Raw genomic sequence first — 18,135 nt, 5'->3', positions numbered from 1 at the left:
ATTGCTATTTGAATACAACCCATAGCAAAGGTGCCGATGGATTGTATTCAATGCTATTTTTAAAATTGAGTGGCTTAAATATAGTGGTTTAAATTTAGTCACTTAAATTTAGTCACTTAGATTTAGTCACTTAGATTTAATAAGTTAACTTGGGTCAACCACGATATGTTCAAGTTCTATGGCGCACACCGCTTGCAAGGTATCCATAGACGCATTGACTAAGCTTATCTTGCCCTTTGATGACTCAATGAGCACAACGCGGTTGATATCACTGTATTCACGGTTATGGCGAATTAAATTAGATAGCGCCATTTGCATTGGCATCATAGATGGGTTGAATGCCGCATTTTCAGCATAACGTCCACAATAGGTTTTGCCGTCTTTGGTTTCTAGTACCACTGCAGCATAATTATTGGTATAAGGCGCATAGCTTAGGCCTGCTTGATCTATGGCTTCAATTATCATGGGATCATCAGAGTTTAAACTAAACTCAATGTTACTTTTTGATAATAAAGGTTTTGTCACCTGCAAATCAGCAGGGCCAAAGGCATAGGGTAAATAATGACTAAGTAACTGTGATTGCTGACCTGGCAAGTGAATTTTAATACCAATGCCGTCGACCAATTCATTGATAAACTGACGACAATGACCACAAGGGGTAAAGTTGACAACAATATCAATAATTTTTTGCTCGCCATTGAGCCATGCATGGCTTATCGCGCTTTGCTCGGCATGGACGGTATGAAATAGAGCTTCAGAAGCTAATTCAAAATTGGCTCCCATATAGATATCACCACTTTCACCCTTGGCGATTGCGCCGACATAAAATTCACTAATACTTGGCTTGGCGAGGGCGGCAGCAATTGGCAACAAGCTCAGTAGTAATTGCTCTTCATCTATTTGCGATGCTGTGACGAGCTGAGCTAATTGGCTTGCATCAATATGGCCACAAAAATCGTCATTAAGTAATGGTATTAATGCGCTTGCCAGTGGCTTGGGTAGTTGGGTGATGCTATCAATAAAGCGATTTTGCATGACCAATTCCTTTATAAAATGATTAATGACTAAAAGCTTGCGTTATAAGGCTTGTAAATACATGCACAGTGCTTTTAGTAATTTCTGCTTATGTTCATTGTCGCTGGTTTCTTCCAACAAGTTTTCGAGATTAATCACATAATCGGCATCTGATAAACGTTGTTGGCAAAACTCTCGCCATCTTAATGACTCATCGTGGCTTAATGTTTCTGGGTAATTACGGCCACGATAGCGAAATAGCATCTGCTCAATGCGGGGATCGTCAAATTCTAGATTAAGCGCGGCTAAGTTTTCGGCTTTGGTATTGCGGATCATTTCCATTTTGGCTTTATCGGCGCGGCTAAAAAAACCGCCGCTATAAAGCATTAAATCAGGATCTGTCGCTGCAGGGTGATTATTCGCCTCGAATACCGCCTGCATTTTTTCTCGTAGCTCAGGGTGCTGTTTGAACAGTTTGTATTGCTGACGGGCAAAGTCCATATCAAATTGGTGCCTTGCTGCCACTTCTTCAGTGAGTAACTTAGGCGTACCAATAAATGGACATTTATTGACGTGGATTTGCTTTAACGGGATCGGTAATTCATCTGGGGCTAAATCGGCACGTGAGGTATACATGCGCTCGACGATATCTTCTACCGATAAGTCGATCAGTGGGCTAATATCCATTGCCAAATTAATACAAATCATGGCGTTTTTATTGGATGGATGCGGCGCAACAGGCGCGATTAAAGTGACACATCCTTTAGCTGCACTGATTTTAGAACTCACATGTACCAAAGGCTGCATAAAGTCGCCTTGGATTAATTCGGCAACTTTATTTTTATTACGAAGGTTAAAGTAATAATCATATAACTTAGGTTGTTTCTCTTTGATGAGTTTTGCAATGGCAATGGTGGCGTAAACATCACTCATAGCATCATGAGCTTGTTCATGACTTAAGCCATTAGCTTGGGTTAACTGTTCTAATTTAAAGCTTGGCGAGCCATCTTCTTTTAATGGCCAGTTGATGCCTTCTGGTCTAAAGGCATAACAGGCTCTGACTAAATCAATGATATCCCAGCGAGTGTTGCCGTTTTGCCATTCACGGGCATAAGGGTCAATGAAATTACGGTAAAAACCATAACGGCTAACTTCATCATCAAATCTTAGTGAGTTGTAGCCAACGACACAGGTATTGGGCTGGCTGAAAATGGTATTAATGCGCCCCATAAACTCTGATTCAACCATGCCTTTTAAATTGGCTAATTGCGGCGTGATCCCTGTAACAAGTATTGCTTCTGGTTTAGGAAGATAATCAGTTGCTTGCTTGCAATAAAAGTTTTCAGGCTCACCAATGATGTTTAAATCATAATCACTACGGATGCCTGCAAACTGAGAAGGGCGATCTTTTGCTGGGCTTACCCCGAAGGTTTCGTAATCGTGCCAGAAGAGAGTAGGTTGTAAAGCGCTTGCCATAATTAACTATTGTCCTATAACTCATGTTTTGCCATCTTAGCACTGTTAATTACGAATGTTTACCTGTGGTAACTTGTTTGGCTGGATTTTAACTCTAGCATCGAGCATTTTTGCTGGTTTAAGGGACGTTTGAGCAAATTATTAAACCTTGTTGATGGTATAAAAACCGCTTTGTCATTAAAGCTGAATTATGTAAAAAGCACTTAATTTTATAGGCTTAAGTATTAATTGGTGACGCAAATCATTTTGCTGGTTACAATTTAAAAAAATCAGAGGTAAGTACATGTATAACCATTTATTAAGTCAGCCCGTTAAATATGAAGTGGATCAGCATCAGACTTTACATCTTAGCCTACCTGATGAAGTAAGTGATTTTGCGATATTACCGGCATTGAGCCAGCCTATTGCTGAGGTCATAGTAAAAGAGCTGAAGTTTAATAATGCGAATGTGCTGCAAGGTGCGACTATCATTTTAACTTGTCAGCCACTTTTTAAGGTGTCTGTTCAAGAGCAAGTCAATACGATTGTAGATAATGATCACAATCTCATTAGCCAGCTAAAACGTGGCGTAGGCCAAGGCTTTCGTTTGTATACTCGCTCAGGTGTCGCACCGAAAAAATCCGCGACCATGTTAAGGCAGGGAACCACATTAGTCTTTTCATTTGCTGAAGCTCTACAAATTAAGGTAAAAGGGCAGCTTGGTGATGCCATTAAACTTGAAGATGATTTTAGACTTAATCAAGAACCTAAAGCATTAATGCATGCAAGGGCGATATTAGCCCGCAGCTTTAACTATGAAGACGCGCCGGCAACCATTGCGATAAATATGAGTGAGATCGAACAAGTGCGAGCTGAAATAACCGCTTATTTGTCATCAGAGCATAATAAGGTTAACGCAGTGATTGCCGCTCAGCTGATAAAGTTAGATAATCTACTCAGTCATAAACACCGCTGGTTACTCAGAACTTATAGTCAATCGCAGCAGCGCACTAATTTTGCTACTGCAGCCAATGAGTTATCAAAAAATGTTGAAGATCTTCAGCGTAAACTTGAATGCTTTAGCTTGCTTGCTCCGGCGGATGTTAGCCAAATGGTTGATAAATTAACTGAAGAACATGAGTAGTTATTTGCTACAGCGGATCAATCGACACTATTTGTAAGTAACTGCATTGTAAGTAACTGCATTGTAAGTAACCGAGACTATTTTTGAGTTTTCGGTGCTATTTATATTAGTTGTAGTCTTAACTAATCTCTAAATATAACTTAAATCACAAGCTAGAATTCAACTTAATCACCTTTTTCATTTCTATAGAGTTATGTCATGCAATATATTTGTCCAATCTGCCAAACAGAGTTATCACTGCACCAAAAATCATGGCATTGTCAAAATCGTCATCAATTTGATTGCGCTAAAGAGGGCTATGTGAACCTGCTTCCAGTGCAGAAGAAAAACTCCAAAGACCCCGGTGATAATAAAGACATGATGCTAGCGCGCCGAGAATTTCTGAACCAAGGCTATTATGAAAAGCTCAGTGAGAAAGTGAATCAGCTCGCGGTTAAGTATGCTGCTAATGCACAATGCGTGCTTGATATCGGTTGTGGTGAGGGGTATTACAGTAACAGGCTTCATAGCGCTTTAAATGAAAATAGCGCCTTAAATGCAAGCAATAATTCGCTTGATACCGCCCCAAAAGCCAATGTTGAACAAACATGTCACTTACAAGGGTTAGATATCTCAAAGTCTGCGATACGTTACGCCTCTAAACGTTATCCACAAATGGACTTTTGTGTTGCTAGCGCTTATGAGATGCCGTTTTCAGCGTCAGCGTTTGATTTGGCTATTCGTATTTATGCACCGTCAAAAGTAGAAGAGTTGCAACGGGTACTTAAAAAAGGGGCTATTTTAATTACCGTAGCACCTGGGCCAATGCACCATTTTGCAATGAAAAAAATTATTTACAGTGAGCCCAAACCCCATGATGAAGCCAAAGCGCAGATTGAGGGCTTTAGCTGCTTACATCAGGATCGATTACAGTATCGGCTTGAGTTATCTAAAGTCGTTGATATTGAAAACTTTTTGAATATGACTCCCTATGCATGGAAATTAACAGCTGAGCAAAAGGCTGAAATTTCAAATCAAGGGCTTAGCTGCGAGTTAGACTTTAGTATCGAAATTCACATCCGTAATTGATTTGTCATATAGAACTGGTATTTTACTATTTGAATCTGATATTTAGTTGTGAATTTTGTTAGTCCGAGCACTGAATATTGTTGTTGTAGCATCTATATCAAATTATATAGCGATTTAGTTGACATACCCGCAAAAAGGTTCATAATCTATCGGGCTTGAAGGTTGGGCTTAGTTTATGTGTTTCAATACGACCAGTTTCGTCCTGTGAACATAAGTAAAACCGGCATTTTCAGCTCTACTGCCGTTAAGGCTTTAATTTATATATACAGGATTTATATCATGTCTCAAGTTACTGGTGTTGTTAAGTGGTTCAACTCTGATAAAGGTTTCGGATTTATCGAGCAAGAGTCTGGTCCAGACGTATTCGTTCACTTCCGTGCTATCAACTCAGACGGTTTCAAAACTCTTGACGAAGGTCAAAAAGTACAGTTCACTGTTACTCAAGGACAAAAAGGTCCTCAAGCTGAGAACGTTACTGTAGTTTAATTATTTCTAGCTTCGGCTAGTATAATTAATAAAGCTGTAGTCTTTGACTACAGTTTTTTTTTGCTTTTTTTAACTATCCTTTGTTTAAATACCTTTATTTCAATAACTTAGGTTGATAAGTTGTTTTAACCCTTGTTGTTGCAGTATGCTCTGCTAGTTTAGATGTTGATTTGGTGACTCTCTCTTTAGTTGCATTCCATCAGCTTAGAAGCATCAATCCACTCCATTTTTTGCCTCGCTTTTATCTGCATCTGAAATACTTTTACTATTTATTTACTGTGATTGCTATTTCGTTACTGCCGATTTCTTAGTGTTTTCCCAGTCTGTTTCTCACTCTATTTTCGTTATTTGAACCTTGGATTTTGGGCGTTATAGCCACCTATGGAAATCTACAATTTGCTGATTTGTCCTAGTCAGCCAGTTTCAGCTGTATGTTTTCTTATGTTGATTTGATTTAGCTAATTGCAAAATGTATACGCTTCTATCAGGTTTACTAAGCAGATAAAGTCATCGTTCAATGTTGTTTTTACAGTTAAAAAATCGACATTTTTATTTTGGGAGCAAGTGCAGATTAAGAGCGATTTGAAATTATTGAGGGTGCTAGGTGTGACGGGGGTCACGTTTTTGTTAATTGTTTTTAAAAATTAAAACCCAGCAATAATTGCTGGGTTTGTTAGATTTAATCAACTTAATGCTGCTTAATTTGAAAACAGTGTTTCTTCTAAGCTTCGTCCTTTCATCATTGCTTTATATTGCCATCCTTGCTCGGTAAATAATGTTAGTAATGACAACTCTAAGCTAAAGCTTACATCTATACGGTGCTCAATAATTATTTGCTCATCGTTGTTAATTTTCACATTGAGGATATTAGGCAGTAAACGCACCTTATCACTTAGTGCACTAATGTCTGCTTGCTGCATCGTCAAGGTTAAAAAGGCGGTTTCAGCATCAGCTTTCATTGACACCGATTGTTGTAGCTGACCGTTCTCTAAATAGACAACTTGATCGCACAGTTTTTCAAGCTCTTCTAAATTATGGGAGCTAATAACAAAAGTCGTTTCTACTGATAAGTCTTTTACTATTTGACGGATTTTTTTTGCGTTAACAGGATCAAGCCCTGCAGTGGGTTCATCAAGTAACACCAGTTTAGGCGAACCTATCAGCGCTTGAGCGATCGAAACTCGTTTACTCATTCCATGACTGAGGCTTTTAGGTAACATTTGCGCTGAGCTAGTTAAGTCAACTAATTCAAGCACTCTAAGTGCTTCTTGCTTAGCTTTCTTACCTGACATACCTTGTAATTTACCAAAAAAAGTAAGTTGCGACACTATACTAAAGTTGGGGTCTAACGCGGCGTCTTGTGGTAAAGCTGAGACAATATTTTGTAATTTAGCACTGCCTGGCTTTTCCCCAAAAATGCTTATTTCACCATTACTGGGATGAATAAAACCACAAAGTAAGCTAAAAAGGGTAGTTTTGCCGGCGCCATTAGGGCCTACAAGCGCGATAGGCGCACCAGCATCAAGTGACAGATTGATATTAGATAGCGCCACTTTATTGCCATATTGCTTAGAAATATTAGTACAGGTAATTAACTTCATAGTGCACTCCTTTGCATGTAAATTCGGCCAAGTGCAAGGATAACTATGGCTTGAATGATTGGGATCGGGGCGTAAATAAGCGAGCCAATACCCTGAGTATTAATCATTAAAGATAACTGTGAACCCGGCAATACCCAGCTAATGAACGAAACTGCAGGTAGCTGACTATTAATAATGGCTATGACGATACCGCTGAGTGCCCAAAGGATTACCGCATAAATGCTGGCCATTCTGGCAGAGTTGGCGTACCAAGATAACACTGCCATCACTGCGGTATAGGGTAAAAGGACGATAGTGATACTCAAGAATACCGCAAAGCCGCTAATTACTGCATCGCCAAGTAAACTGGCATCACGACTTATTACCATCACAAGAGTGGCGATAATGGTCAGTAGTAATAGGCTTGATTGAATAAGCATTTGCCCTAAAAAACGGCCAAAGAAAATACTGTCTCTACTGACTCTGAGGCTTAAAAATCGGAATGATCCTCTTTGTTTATCAGAACTAAATTGATCTGCAGTAATGAAAATACTGAAAAAAGGAAACAGATATAAAGCAATACACCAAAACACTGCAAATTCAGCCACAGACCAATTAAATAATTGATCTAAGGTGCCAGGGCCGTATAGACCTTGGACCAAGTCTTTGGTTGCGGGTTCGAGTAGGTAGCTAGAGGCACTATTAACTGGGTATAAAAGGATAATCGCCCAGATCAAGGAAAAGGCGATTAATGCTGCAATGCCTTTGGTATTGGTAAAACGTTTACTGACCTCATAGGAGGCAATGAGCCATAATTGGCGTATTGCTGAAGGTCTTTGAGTTGAATCCATTTAGTATCAATCCTTGCAAATACAATAATATTTTAGTCATCATACTTTATCGCTACTATTTATCAGATTAATTTTTGTTAAATTACCGGCAAGCTGTGCTCAACAGTGTTGTTTGCTGAGCACGCAGTATAAAAAGTGGCTTGAGTGTAGATGCTTATTTATTAACAGTGTTAGTTTAATAATTGCTCGAGTTCTTGAAGGCGCTGAGTTAACTCACTGACTTGGGTTTCAAGTTGCTCCACTCTAGCGGCTAAGGCTTGTTTATCTGCTGCTGATGATGGCGTGCTTGCAACACTGGCATCGAATGATGTTGTGCCTTGTTCAAGGTATTGCTTATCAGAAAATAATTGTGCGTAACGATTATCACGACGGCCAGCTTCGCGGGGCAATTGGACGATTAACGGCTCTTCACGGCTGGCTAGCGCTTGTAATGTGGATTCGACTTGCTGAGGCGTTTCAAAAGCATGTAGTCGATTACAGCGGGTTTTGAGCTCACCGGGCGTTTGTGGCCCACGTAGCAGCATCACAATTATCACTGCAAGTTGATCACTACTAAGCTGTAAGTCACTGAACTCGGTATTACAAAAACGATGCTTGTATTTTACCACTCGACTGCCAAAACCTGACTGCTCACTGATAAGTCGCTTCTTGGCTAAATCATCAATAATGGTTTGTACTTCAGTCTCGCTTAATGCCATGACGGGTTCACGACTACTTTTTTGGTTACAGGCAAGGGTAATTGAATTGATTGAAAGCGGGTATTGCTCAGGGGTAGTAATTTCTTTTTCTAATAAACAGCCAATAATGCGGGCTTCCAGATTGCTAAGTTCCATAAATTACTCCAAATAAAAAAGCATGGTTTGTTATAACAGAACCATGCTTTTTATCAAATAATTTGGCTATTTAGGCAGCTATTTAAGTAATCTAATGCCGTCAGCTTCAATGCTAATTTGTTTCGCTTTGAATAAACCGCCAATGCTGCGTTTGAAGGCTTTTTTGCTCATGGCGAGTTGCTCGTAAATAATCGCTGAATCAGTTTTGTCATTTAATGGTAAAAAACCACCTGCGCGGTGCAGTTTATTAATAATGGTTTCAGCATTTTTATCAAAGCTTTGTTGGCTGTCTTTTTGTAAAATTAAATCCACTTTGCCATCTTCACGAACTAGCTTGATATAGCCTTTGATTGATTGACCAAAGCTTAGGCGTTGGAATACTTCATTTTGATAAAGCACGCCCCAATGGGCATTATTAATAATGGCTTTGAAACCTAAATCAGTGGTGCCACCAATGATTAAGTCAACTTCTTCACCCACTTGATATTCAGCAGGTGTCTTGTCTAAAAACTTATCGACTTTTGCTGATGCCATAATGCGTTCATCGGCTCTATTGGCATGAACATAAACTAGGTATGACTTACCTTCTTCAATGTGTCGATGCTGCTCACCAAAAGGCAGTAATAAATCTTTATCTAAGCCCCAATCTAAAAATGCGCCAAAAGGACCAGTAGCAATGGCCTCTAAATAAGCAAATTCACCCACTTGTGCATAAGGTGTTTGGGTGGTCGCAATAACAATATCTTCAGAATCGAGATAAAGAAAAACATCTACCATATCGCCGACTTGACAGCCTTTAGGGGCAAATTTATTGGGTAACAGCACTTGCCCAAGTTCTTCAGCATTTAGGTAAACGCCAAAATTAACTTGTTTAACGACCTCTAGGGAGTATTTCTTTCCGATCTGTATCATTCGCGACTCTGGTTAACTTAGGTTATGAAAAAACAGTTTGATTATATACGCAATCAGCTTGCTTGTAACTTGGGTTTCTAAACAAACTCATTGAAGTTAATTTTAGGTGATGACGATCATCTATACTGTCAGATAACATGCTATTGCTATTGGTTAGTAAGTTTTTGTTATTTAACAAAAAAAACATCATCAATTTGCAGTGGCTAAATATTAAGATATTTTTATATTAAAATGGATTTTTCTTGCTTGCATTTAACCGGTTAGCAGGGTTTAATTGCGCCGCTTTTTTATTTGCACTTTTCAAGTTTCTGTTGTGTCATAACCGTGAGACTGTTTGCTATGTTTATGGCTAGCGCACAGCAGGTATTGAGGCTTGATTGTTTGCTATTAACTGAGTCGTTCATGACCACATCGTTTTGGTCGCTTTGTATGACTCTTTTTGCTCACTTATTTCTACGTGGTGTTATTACAAAAATAACCACGTTGGACTTTTATAACATGATAAACAAATCAGATATTTATTACGAAACATTGCACGCTGGCTATGGTCAGTATTTTGAGGTTGAGCAGGTTTTGTTTGAACAAAAAACACAGCAGTGGCATTTAAGTATTTTTGAAAATAAAACATTTGGCCGTGTTATGGCGTTAAATGGTGCGATTCAAACCACTGAAAAAGATGAATTTGTTTATCATGAAATGATGACTCATGTACCTATTATTGCCCATGGTAAAGCCAAACGAGTACTCATTATTGGTGGCGGCGATGGCGGTATGCTAAGGCAAGTGCTTAAACATAGCGCGATTGAGCAGGTTACTATGGTTGAGATCGATGCTAATGTGGTTGAGATGTGTAAAACCTATTTCCCGCAGCATTCTCAAGGTGCGTTTGAAGACCCAAGAGTAAACTTGGTCATTGATGATGGCATGCATTTTATTGCCCAGTGCCAAGACAAGTTTGATGTGATTATCTCTGATTGCACTGATCCGGTGGGGCCTGGTGAAGTACTGTTTAGTTCACCATTTTATGAAAATTGTAAACGCTGCTTAACTGAGCAGGGGATTTTTGTGGCCCAAAACGGTGTGGCTTTTTTACAGCCTGAAGAAATACAAGATACGGTTCGTAGAATGAGCCCTTATGTAAAAGACTGCTGGTTTTACACTGCAGCAGTACCGACTTATATTGGTGGCACCATGGCATTTGCGTGGGCTACCGATAATGTGTGTGCCAGACAGCAAGATTTAGCAACATTAACCCAACGGTTCGAGACGGCAAACATTAATACTCGTTATTATACGCCTGCTCTTCATATGGCAAGTTTTGCATTGCCAGCTTTTGTAGAAAATGCAGTCAAAAGTGCGCAAGTAACCACTGCATAATTTGCTTGATATAGACGGAATAAAAAATATGAAAGATTGGTCTATCGAAAATGCACGTGCAAGCTATAACGTGACTCATTGGAGCCAGCAGTATTTTGGTATTGCAGATGATGGCGAAGTGACTGTTACTCCAGATCCATCCAAACAAAACTGTACCATTGGCTTAAATGAACTCGCCAAAGATATGGTTAAAGCTGGGGTGTCGTTACCTGTATTAGTGCGTTTTCCGCAAATTTTGCATCGCCGAGTTGAAAACTTATGTGATGCGTTTAATGCCGCTATACAAAAATACGAGTATCAGAATGACTATTTATTAGTTTATCCGATCAAAGTGAATCAACAGCAAACCGTAGTTGAAGAAATTCTTGCCAGTCAAAAGTCTAAAGAAGTGCCACAACTTGGCCTTGAAGCAGGTAGTAAACCTGAATTAATGGCGGTACTGGCGATGGCGCAAAAAGCCAGCTCAGTTATTGTTTGTAACGGCTATAAAGATAAAGAGTATGTTCGCTTAGCCTTAATTGGTGAAAAGCTAGGTCATAAAGTTTATATCGTCATTGAGAAGTATTCAGAGCTTAAACTAATTCTCGAAGAGTCAGCAAAACTTGGAGTGACACCACGTTTAGGTTTACGTACCCGTTTAGCTTTCCAAGGTAAAGGCAAGTGGCAAGCCAGTGGCGGCGAAAAATCCAAATTTGGTTTATCTGCAGCTCAAGTACTAAAAGTGCTCAATGAGTTAAAGCGCGTCGATAAGATGGAATCATTGCAACTTATCCATTTCCACTTAGGTTCGCAAATTGCCAATATTCGCGATATTCGCCAAGGTGTGAGTGAAGCCGCACGTTTTTATTGTGAATTACGTGAAATGGGCGCCTTGATTGATACTTTCGATGTCGGTGGTGGTTTAGCCGTAGATTATGATGGTACCCGAAGCCAAAGTAATAACTCGATGAATTACGGCTTAGCTGAGTACGCTAACAATATCGTTAATGTGTTAACCGATATTTGTAATGAGTACGACCAACCTATGCCACGAATTATTTCAGAATCAGGTCGCCATTTAACCGCGCATCATGCCGTGTTAATTACTGATGTGATTGGCACCGAGTCATACTATCCTGAAGAGATCCTTCCGCCTGAAGAGAGTGCGCCGCAGTTACTGCACAACATGTGGATGTCATGGACGGATATGAGTGAGCGCCCAGATAGCCGCGCCATTATCGAAATTTATCATGATACGCAAAGTGATATTGCTGAAGCGCATTCATTATTCTCAATGGGTCAATTGACCTTAATGCAGCGCGCTTGGGCTGAGCAAACCAATTTACGTGTTTGTCATGCACTTAAAAGCTTATTAAGTAATAATAACCGTTTCCATCGCCCTATTATTGATGAGTTGAATGAAAAATTAGCAGATAAGTTCTTTGTTAACTTTTCATTATTTCAATCAATTCCAGATGCTTGGGGGATTGATCAGGTGTTCCCAATATTGCCGTTAAGCGGTTTAGATAAGCCACCTGAAAGACGCGCGGTCATGCTTGATATTACCTGTGATTCAGACGGTATTGTTGATCAATATGTTGATGGCCAAGGCATTGAAACGACGTTACCTGTGCCTGCATGGTCAGCTGAAAGTCCATATTTGATTGGCTTTTTCATGGTCGGTGCTTATCAAGAAATTTTAGGTGATATGCATAACTTATTTGGTGATACCAATTCTGCGGTTGTGCGTGTAGAAGACAATGGCTTACCTAATATTGAGTCTGTGTTGGCTGGCGATACCGTTGCTGATGTGCTGCGTTATGTCAATCTTGATGCAGTTGCATTTATGCGTACCTATGAAGAGCTTGTGAATCAGCATATTGCTGAAGATGAAAGAACATCAATTTTGGAAGAGTTACAGTTAGGTCTAAAAGGTTATACCTATTTAGAAGATTTCTCGTAAAAGTGTTTTTGCGGCGCGGATAATGCGCGCCGCTGTTTTAGGTTTAATTTATGTTTTTTGAAGGTTCAGAAAAGAAAATTGAAGTCATCATTGCTGACTCCAATGTTAGATTACGGCATTTGGGCCAGCCTTTTTGGGCTGGTATCGTTGCTTGTGCCAATGCTGAAATTTTATCTTCAGTGAGTAATGATTATTGCGACGCCTACTTGCTTAGCGAGTCGAGCTTATTTGTTTGGGATGATCGCTTTGTGATGCTAACGTGCGGCACGACAACCCTTGCTGATGCGGTTATGTCATTTATCGACCACGTTGGGGAGCAAGCAATTGCTTTTGCCAGTTACCAGCGTAAAAACGAGTATTTGTCGCATTTACAATCAAGTTCATTTAAAGAAGATTTGACTAAAATTCGTCAAACAGTAACCGGAAATGCCTATCGCATTGGTCACTTAGACTCGCATCATCATTATTTGTTCAGTACTAAAAAGCCATTTATTGCGCCAACAACTGACGTCACTAATGAACTATTGATGTATCACATTAATGGCGCTGCAGCGAATTATTTACGTGGCGTAGATCAGTCTGCACAGGGTATTCGTGACTTGCTTGAATTGTCGGTGCTATTTCCTGATTTTATTATTGATGACTTTTTATTTGAGCCTTTTGGTTATTCCATCAATGGCATCAAAGATGAGTCCTATTTCACCATTCATATCACCCCGCAAGAAAAAAGCTCCTATGTGAGCTTTGAAACGAATCTCAATCTTGCAGATTATCCTGTTGATGTTTATGGCAAGTTATTGGGCATTCTCAACCCTGGTAGCTGGGATGTGATTGGCTTTAACTCCCCGAGAAATACTCAGGGGTTCCCTGAACATCTATGTTTAGGAAGTTGCTCATTAGCTACTGAGCAAGGCTATACCATTGATTTCAGTCATTATCAGCAGCTTTGTCATGAAGTGTTGATCCCAGAATATTTGTAGTTATTGGCTTAAGCCATTACGGAGATTTTTATGAGCACTTTTGCTGAAAAAGCAGATTACTCTTTGTATTCAAATGCATTTGGCTACTTACGTCAGCCATTAGATTTTAAACCCACTGAAACCGATGCCGATGTGGTGGTTATTGGTTTGCCTTTCGATATGGCCACCACGGGTCGCTCTGGTGGCCGCATGGGCCCTGAAGCCATTCGCCGTGCATCAGTCAACCTTGCGTGGGAAGAAACTCGTTGGCCATGGGATTTCAGCTTAAGCGAAACCATCAATATTGTTGATGCTGGCGACTTAGTGTTTGATTGTGGCGATCAAGAAGATTTCACCAGCCGTTTAGAAGCGTTTGCCACCCGTATTCTTGATGCAGATAAAGCACTACTCAGTTTTGGTGGCGATCACTTTGTGACTTTACCACTGCTGCGTGCTCATCATAAAAAGTACGGCAAAATGGCTTTGCTGCATTTTGATGCACATACCGATACATATAGCCAAGGCAGTAAATACGACCATGGCACTATGTTTTATCATGCGCCTAATGAAGGTTTAATTGCGCCTGAAAATTCAATTCAGATTGGTATTCGTACTGAATTTAATGCCGCCGATCATCTATTTAAAGTGATTGATGCTGCACAGGCCAATGATTTAACTGCTGAACAAATTGTCGAACAAATTAAAGCGAGAGTGGGCGATATGCCGCTTTATGTGACCTTTGATATTGATTGTTTAGATCCTGCTTACGCGCCAGGTACTGGTACGCCAGTTTGTGGTGGCTTAACCAGTGATAAAGCGATGAAGATCATCCGCGGCTTACGTGGCATGAACATAGTTGGTATGGACGTAGTTGAAGTAGCACCAGCCTATGATTCTGCTGATATTACCGCTTTAGCTGGGGCAACCTTAGGGCTGGAAATGCTCCACGTTTGGGCTGCAGGCAAAGGTTTAGTAAAAAAATAGTCGCAAATTAGTCTTAAATTAACGACTAAACACTTTAAATGCTCCTTTATAAAACCAACGTTCATCGTTGGTTTTTTTATCGGAAATGAATTGTTTTTCAATGCTGATAATATTTGTCAATATTGTCATGATCATAAATCAGTGTTCGTGAGTATAATGGCAACATATACAAAGACAGTTGCATCTAACGAGGTTTAGCAAAGATATGAATGATTTAACAGATATCCGCCGTGAATATACTCAAGGTGGTTTAAGGCGCAATGATCTCCCTGCTAATCCAATGACGTTATTTGAAACTTGGATTGAGCAAGCCAAAGACGCGCAATTAACCGATCCAACCGCTATGTGCGTAGCCACTGTTGATGAGCATGGGCAACCTTTCCAACGAATTGTGCTATTAAAAAAGTTTGATGATGATGGCTTTGTTTTCTTCACCAATCTAGAAAGCCGTAAAGCCACTCAATTGGCTCACAATGCCAAAATCAGTTTGTTGTTCCCATGGCATCCATTAGAGCGCCAAGTCGCCGTCACTGGCGTGGCAGAGCCGTTATCCATGCTTGAAGTGACTAAGTACTTTATGAGCCGCCCTAAAGACAGTCAAATAGCTGCATGGGTGTCAAAACAGTCCAGTAAAATTAGCGCAAGACAAGCCCTTGAAGGTAAATTTAATGAGATGAAGAATAAATTTGCCAAAGGTGAAGTGCCGTTGCCAAAGTTTTGGGGCGGTTACCGCGTAAAAGCTGACAGTATTGAGTTTTGGCAAGGTGGCGAGCGCCGCTTGCATGACCGTTTTATTTATCAAAAACAAGATAGCGATTGGCTTATCGATAGACTTGCGCCTTGATAAACGGCTTAAATTGCGTGCAAGTTTGATGTGTACTGATAAAAATTGACGAGAAAATGAATGAGTAAAACAATTTGGGTTGATGCCGACGCCTGTCCTAATCCGGTTAAAGAAATGCTATTTCGCGCCGCCGACCGCAAAAAAGTGCCATTAATATTAGTGGCCAATCAACTGATCCGCGTGCCAGCATCGGCTAATATTTCTGTGGTCAGAGTCAGCTCAGGTTTTGATGAAGCTGATAATTACATTGTTAAGCAATTAAATAGTGGTGATTTAGTTATTACCGGTGATATTCCGTTAGCGGCAGATGCCATTGAAAAAGGCGCCGTGGTGTTTAATCCCCGCGGTGATATCTATACCGTTGATAACATAAAACAACGTTTGACCATGAGAGATTTTATGGAAGAGCTAAGAAGCAGCGGCGTGCATACTGCAGGGCCCAATAGTTTTTCACAAGCCGATAAACACGCTTTTGGGCAAGCATTAGATAAATGGTTGAGTCGCTTGTAAAAATTTCTTGAGTCGTTGTATAGAGCAAGGTTTCACCCTTACCGGAATCATGGTGATAATAATAGCGTTCCAGCCAGTTAAGAAAATTTAATCTATAATTTAACTGTTTTTATTCACAAAAAGGATTAATGATGAAAAAATGGATCGCAGTATTACCATTAGTATTACTCAGCACCTCAGTGTTGGCCGCAGATTGGCAAGTGAAACAAGCGCATTCAAAAGTGAGCTTCATTTCAATTAAACAAGCCGATGTTGCTGAAGTACATGATTTTAAACAAGTCAGTGGTAATTTGACCTCAGCAGGGGCCTTTAACTTAACGATTGATTTGGTCAGTGTTGATACCGGTATTGAAATACGTGATGAACGCATGCAGGCCATGTTATTTGAAGTGGCTAAATATCCGCAACTACAGTTAAGTTCGATGGTTAATCCACAACTCGTGGCTGATTTGAGTGTTGGCTCAACGTTAGTGACCCAAATTGATGGCACAATTGAGTTACATGGTAAAACCAAGAAACAATCATTTGATGTGTTGATCGCTAAATTATCAGACACAAAAATGGTAGTGACCAGTATGTCTCCTGTCATTGTGCAAGCGGCAGATTTTGGTTTAACTGACGGGGTGAATAAGTTGCGCGAAATCGCTGGCCTTGGCAGTATAAGCTTAGCGGTACCCGTGTCGTTTGTATTAACGTTATCGCAATAAAACGAATTGTGGCTTTTGTGTGAATCACATACAAAAGCCACCTCATTAAGGTAAGTAATGGTCACAGATAAAGACGGTTATATTCATCTAATTCAATATTTAACTGAACATTTAGGCCTATTTGAAAAGTCTGAAGCCAGCAGCATTAACAATCAAACGGTTTTAGAATTATTTGAAGATCAGTTATCAGCCCAAATCATCATGGTATGTGGTCAAAACCCCAAGCTTTCATTTGAACAAAGAAATGACATCATTCGAGAAATTGATGCCATTGTTTATGATCTTGAAGAAATTCTCGCCAGTGTCGCTAAGCATAATGCTACGGCGGAGCAGAGTATTTTTATCACTGAGTTCTCAGGGCTTATTAAGAACTTATTCGATAAAGAAATCGAGCAACTTCTCAGATAAACCTATTTTTAACGTCATTATTTTAATTATTTATATTCATTATTAGGAACCTGCATGTTTAAATCTCTTGTTGGTGCAATGCTATTCATTTGTATGTCTTTTTCATCAGTGGCGGCTGAAAAACAAGTGTTGGGGCAAACTGAAATGATGTCAGTGAGCCAAGGCGGCATTGTATTTGAGGCTCGTATGGATACTGGAGCGGTAAACTCTTCATTGCATGCACTTAATATAAAGGTGTTAGGCGGCAGTGCAAAGAAAATGAAGGATAATGTGGGTAAAACCGTTTCGTTTACCACAGAAAACGAAAAGGGTCAGCAGCAGCAAGTTAGTGCCAAAATTGTTGGTACTTCGACCGTCAGTAACTCCCAAGGCACTGAAACCCGCTACGCGGTTAAGTTACCTATAACATTCGGTGACAGCACCCGTACGGTAAAGGTTAATCTTCGTAATCGTGCCTCCATGGATTATAAATTACTCATAGGTCGCAATTGGTTAAAAGGTAAATATGTGGTTGATGTTTCAGAGCAAAAACTAATTGGCCCTACTGCAGACATTAGCATTGTAGAGTCAGGGTTAATATTTGATACCCGCATTGATACCGGCGCCGTTGAGAATTCATTACACGCTACTAACCTGCATATTATTGGTGAAGACAAAAGCAACATGGAGAACAATGTCGGTAAAGATGTCACTTTTACCACCATGAACGAGAAGGGTGAAAAAGCACAGGTCACAGCTCGAATTCATAGCACTTCCTTAATCCGTAATGCACAAGGCAGTGAAATCCGTTATATGGTGACCTTGACGCTAGGTGAACCTGGCCAAGAGTTCAAAGTTGATGTTAATTTACGTGATCGCAGTAAAATGACCTATAAATTGCTTATTGGACGTAATTGGCTGCAAGGCCACTATATTGTCGATGTGGACATGTAAGCCTGTTTACAGATTCAATACCGTTCAGTTGAGCGGTTTTTTTTTGTCGATATTATTTAAACGATTAGCGTTAAGTTGTTATTTTTACATCAGCATTTAGTGTAACGCTTGTATCTATCATAAACTTC

Annotated in this window: 18 protein-coding genes; 12 read left to right on the top strand and 6 right to left on the bottom strand. The window is 39.9% G+C overall.

What is annotated here, in order from left to right; translation table 11 throughout:
• Positions 1–144 precede the first annotated feature (144 nt).
• The gene (gene cdd, locus Q4533_RS07500) at positions 145–1,035 is read right to left on the bottom strand and encodes a cytidine deaminase (protein ID WP_102531167.1); all 891 of its coding nucleotides are present in this window, start codon (positions 1,033–1,035) and stop codon (positions 145–147) included.
• Between the two features lie 42 nt (positions 1,036–1,077).
• Positions 1,078–2,490: an exodeoxyribonuclease I gene (gene sbcB, locus Q4533_RS07495; RefSeq protein WP_303502529.1), complete on the bottom strand. Its 1,413-nt coding sequence runs from the start codon at positions 2,488–2,490 to the stop codon at positions 1,078–1,080.
• Positions 2,491–2,773: 283 nt separating this feature from the next.
• On the opposite strand from sbcB, the gene Q4533_RS07490 reads away from it, so the two are divergent.
• The 3 genes from Q4533_RS07490 to Q4533_RS07480 all read left to right on the top strand — a co-directional run bounded on the left by Q4533_RS07490 (position 2,774) and on the right by Q4533_RS07480 (position 5,167).
• The gene (locus Q4533_RS07490; RefSeq protein WP_102438273.1) at positions 2,774–3,613 is read left to right on the top strand and encodes a hypothetical protein; all 840 of its coding nucleotides are present in this window, start codon (positions 2,774–2,776) and stop codon (positions 3,611–3,613) included.
• A gap of 198 nt (positions 3,614–3,811) precedes the next feature.
• Entirely contained in the window at positions 3,812–4,681 is an 870-nt protein-coding gene (rlmA, locus tag Q4533_RS07485) for a 23S rRNA (guanine(745)-N(1))-methyltransferase (protein WP_303502528.1), read from the top strand.
• A gap of 279 nt (positions 4,682–4,960) precedes the next feature.
• Entirely contained in the window at positions 4,961–5,167 is a 207-nt protein-coding gene (locus Q4533_RS07480) for a cold-shock protein (protein ID WP_012155714.1), read from the top strand.
• A 698-nt stretch (positions 5,168–5,865) separates the two neighbouring features.
• On the opposite strand, the gene Q4533_RS07475 is transcribed toward Q4533_RS07480, so the two are convergent.
• From Q4533_RS07475 to Q4533_RS07460, 4 genes are all read right to left on the bottom strand, one after another.
• Positions 5,866–6,768 (bottom strand): ABC transporter ATP-binding protein, encoded by a 903-nt coding sequence (locus Q4533_RS07475; RefSeq protein WP_102438269.1) that lies wholly within the window; start codon positions 6,766–6,768, stop codon positions 5,866–5,868.
• Positions 6,765–7,598 (bottom strand): ABC transporter permease subunit, encoded by an 834-nt coding sequence (locus Q4533_RS07470; RefSeq protein ID WP_303502527.1) that lies wholly within the window; start codon positions 7,596–7,598, stop codon positions 6,765–6,767. Before Q4533_RS07470 ends, Q4533_RS07475 begins: the two co-directional genes overlap by 4 nt.
• Before the next feature lie 170 nt (positions 7,599–7,768).
• Positions 7,769–8,431, bottom strand: a complete 663-nt coding sequence (locus Q4533_RS07465) for a YceH family protein (protein WP_303502526.1) — start codon at positions 8,429–8,431, stop codon at positions 7,769–7,771.
• Between the two features lie 78 nt (positions 8,432–8,509).
• Entirely contained in the window at positions 8,510–9,343 is an 834-nt protein-coding gene (locus Q4533_RS07460; protein ID WP_102438265.1) for a S1 RNA-binding domain-containing protein, read from the bottom strand.
• Between the two features lie 498 nt (positions 9,344–9,841).
• Here Q4533_RS07460 and speE point away from each other — a divergent pair, with 498 nt between their 5' ends.
• The 9 genes from speE (at position 9,842) to Q4533_RS07415 (ending at position 18,007) form a co-directional block, all read left to right on the top strand.
• Complete coding sequence (gene speE, locus Q4533_RS07455; RefSeq protein ID WP_198589280.1) at positions 9,842–10,720, top strand: polyamine aminopropyltransferase; 879 nt, start codon at positions 9,842–9,844, stop codon at positions 10,718–10,720.
• Positions 10,721–10,748: 28 nt separating this feature from the next.
• Complete coding sequence (gene speA / locus Q4533_RS07450; RefSeq protein WP_303502525.1) at positions 10,749–12,662, top strand: biosynthetic arginine decarboxylase; 1,914 nt, start codon at positions 10,749–10,751, stop codon at positions 12,660–12,662.
• A 50-nt stretch (positions 12,663–12,712) separates the two neighbouring features.
• A complete protein-coding gene (locus tag Q4533_RS07445; RefSeq protein ID WP_102438261.1) occupies positions 12,713–13,642 on the top strand; it encodes an adenosylmethionine decarboxylase in 930 nt (309 codons plus the stop codon).
• A gap of 30 nt (positions 13,643–13,672) precedes the next feature.
• Positions 13,673–14,605 carry an agmatinase gene (gene speB, locus Q4533_RS07440; RefSeq protein WP_102519666.1) on the top strand — a complete coding sequence of 311 codons (933 nt, stop codon included), beginning with the start codon at positions 13,673–13,675 and terminating at the stop codon, positions 14,603–14,605.
• 205 nt (positions 14,606–14,810) lie between these two features.
• Positions 14,811–15,449, top strand: coding sequence for a pyridoxamine 5'-phosphate oxidase (pdxH, locus tag Q4533_RS07435; RefSeq protein WP_102438257.1), 639 nt, complete (start codon positions 14,811–14,813; stop codon positions 15,447–15,449).
• Between the two features lie 60 nt (positions 15,450–15,509).
• Positions 15,510–15,959 carry a YaiI/YqxD family protein gene (locus tag Q4533_RS07430; protein ID WP_102438255.1) on the top strand — a complete coding sequence of 150 codons (450 nt, stop codon included), beginning with the start codon at positions 15,510–15,512 and terminating at the stop codon, positions 15,957–15,959.
• Between the two features lie 131 nt (positions 15,960–16,090).
• The gene (locus Q4533_RS07425; RefSeq protein WP_076537515.1) at positions 16,091–16,666 is read left to right on the top strand and encodes a YceI family protein; all 576 of its coding nucleotides are present in this window, start codon (positions 16,091–16,093) and stop codon (positions 16,664–16,666) included.
• Positions 16,667–16,723: 57 nt separating this feature from the next.
• The gene (locus Q4533_RS07420; protein WP_102438251.1) at positions 16,724–17,074 is read left to right on the top strand and encodes a DUF3802 family protein; all 351 of its coding nucleotides are present in this window, start codon (positions 16,724–16,726) and stop codon (positions 17,072–17,074) included.
• Positions 17,075–17,128: 54 nt separating this feature from the next.
• Entirely contained in the window at positions 17,129–18,007 is an 879-nt protein-coding gene (locus Q4533_RS07415) for a RimK/LysX family protein (protein ID WP_102438249.1), read from the top strand.
• The last annotated feature ends 128 nt before the right edge of the window (positions 18,008–18,135 follow it).

This window comes from Shewanella sp. 6_MG-2023, assembly GCF_030547195.1.
Classification (GTDB): domain Bacteria; phylum Pseudomonadota; class Gammaproteobacteria; order Enterobacterales; family Shewanellaceae; genus Shewanella.
The sequence above is the reverse complement of the archived record's forward strand: the minus strand, read 5'-3'. Positions and strand labels throughout refer to the sequence as shown.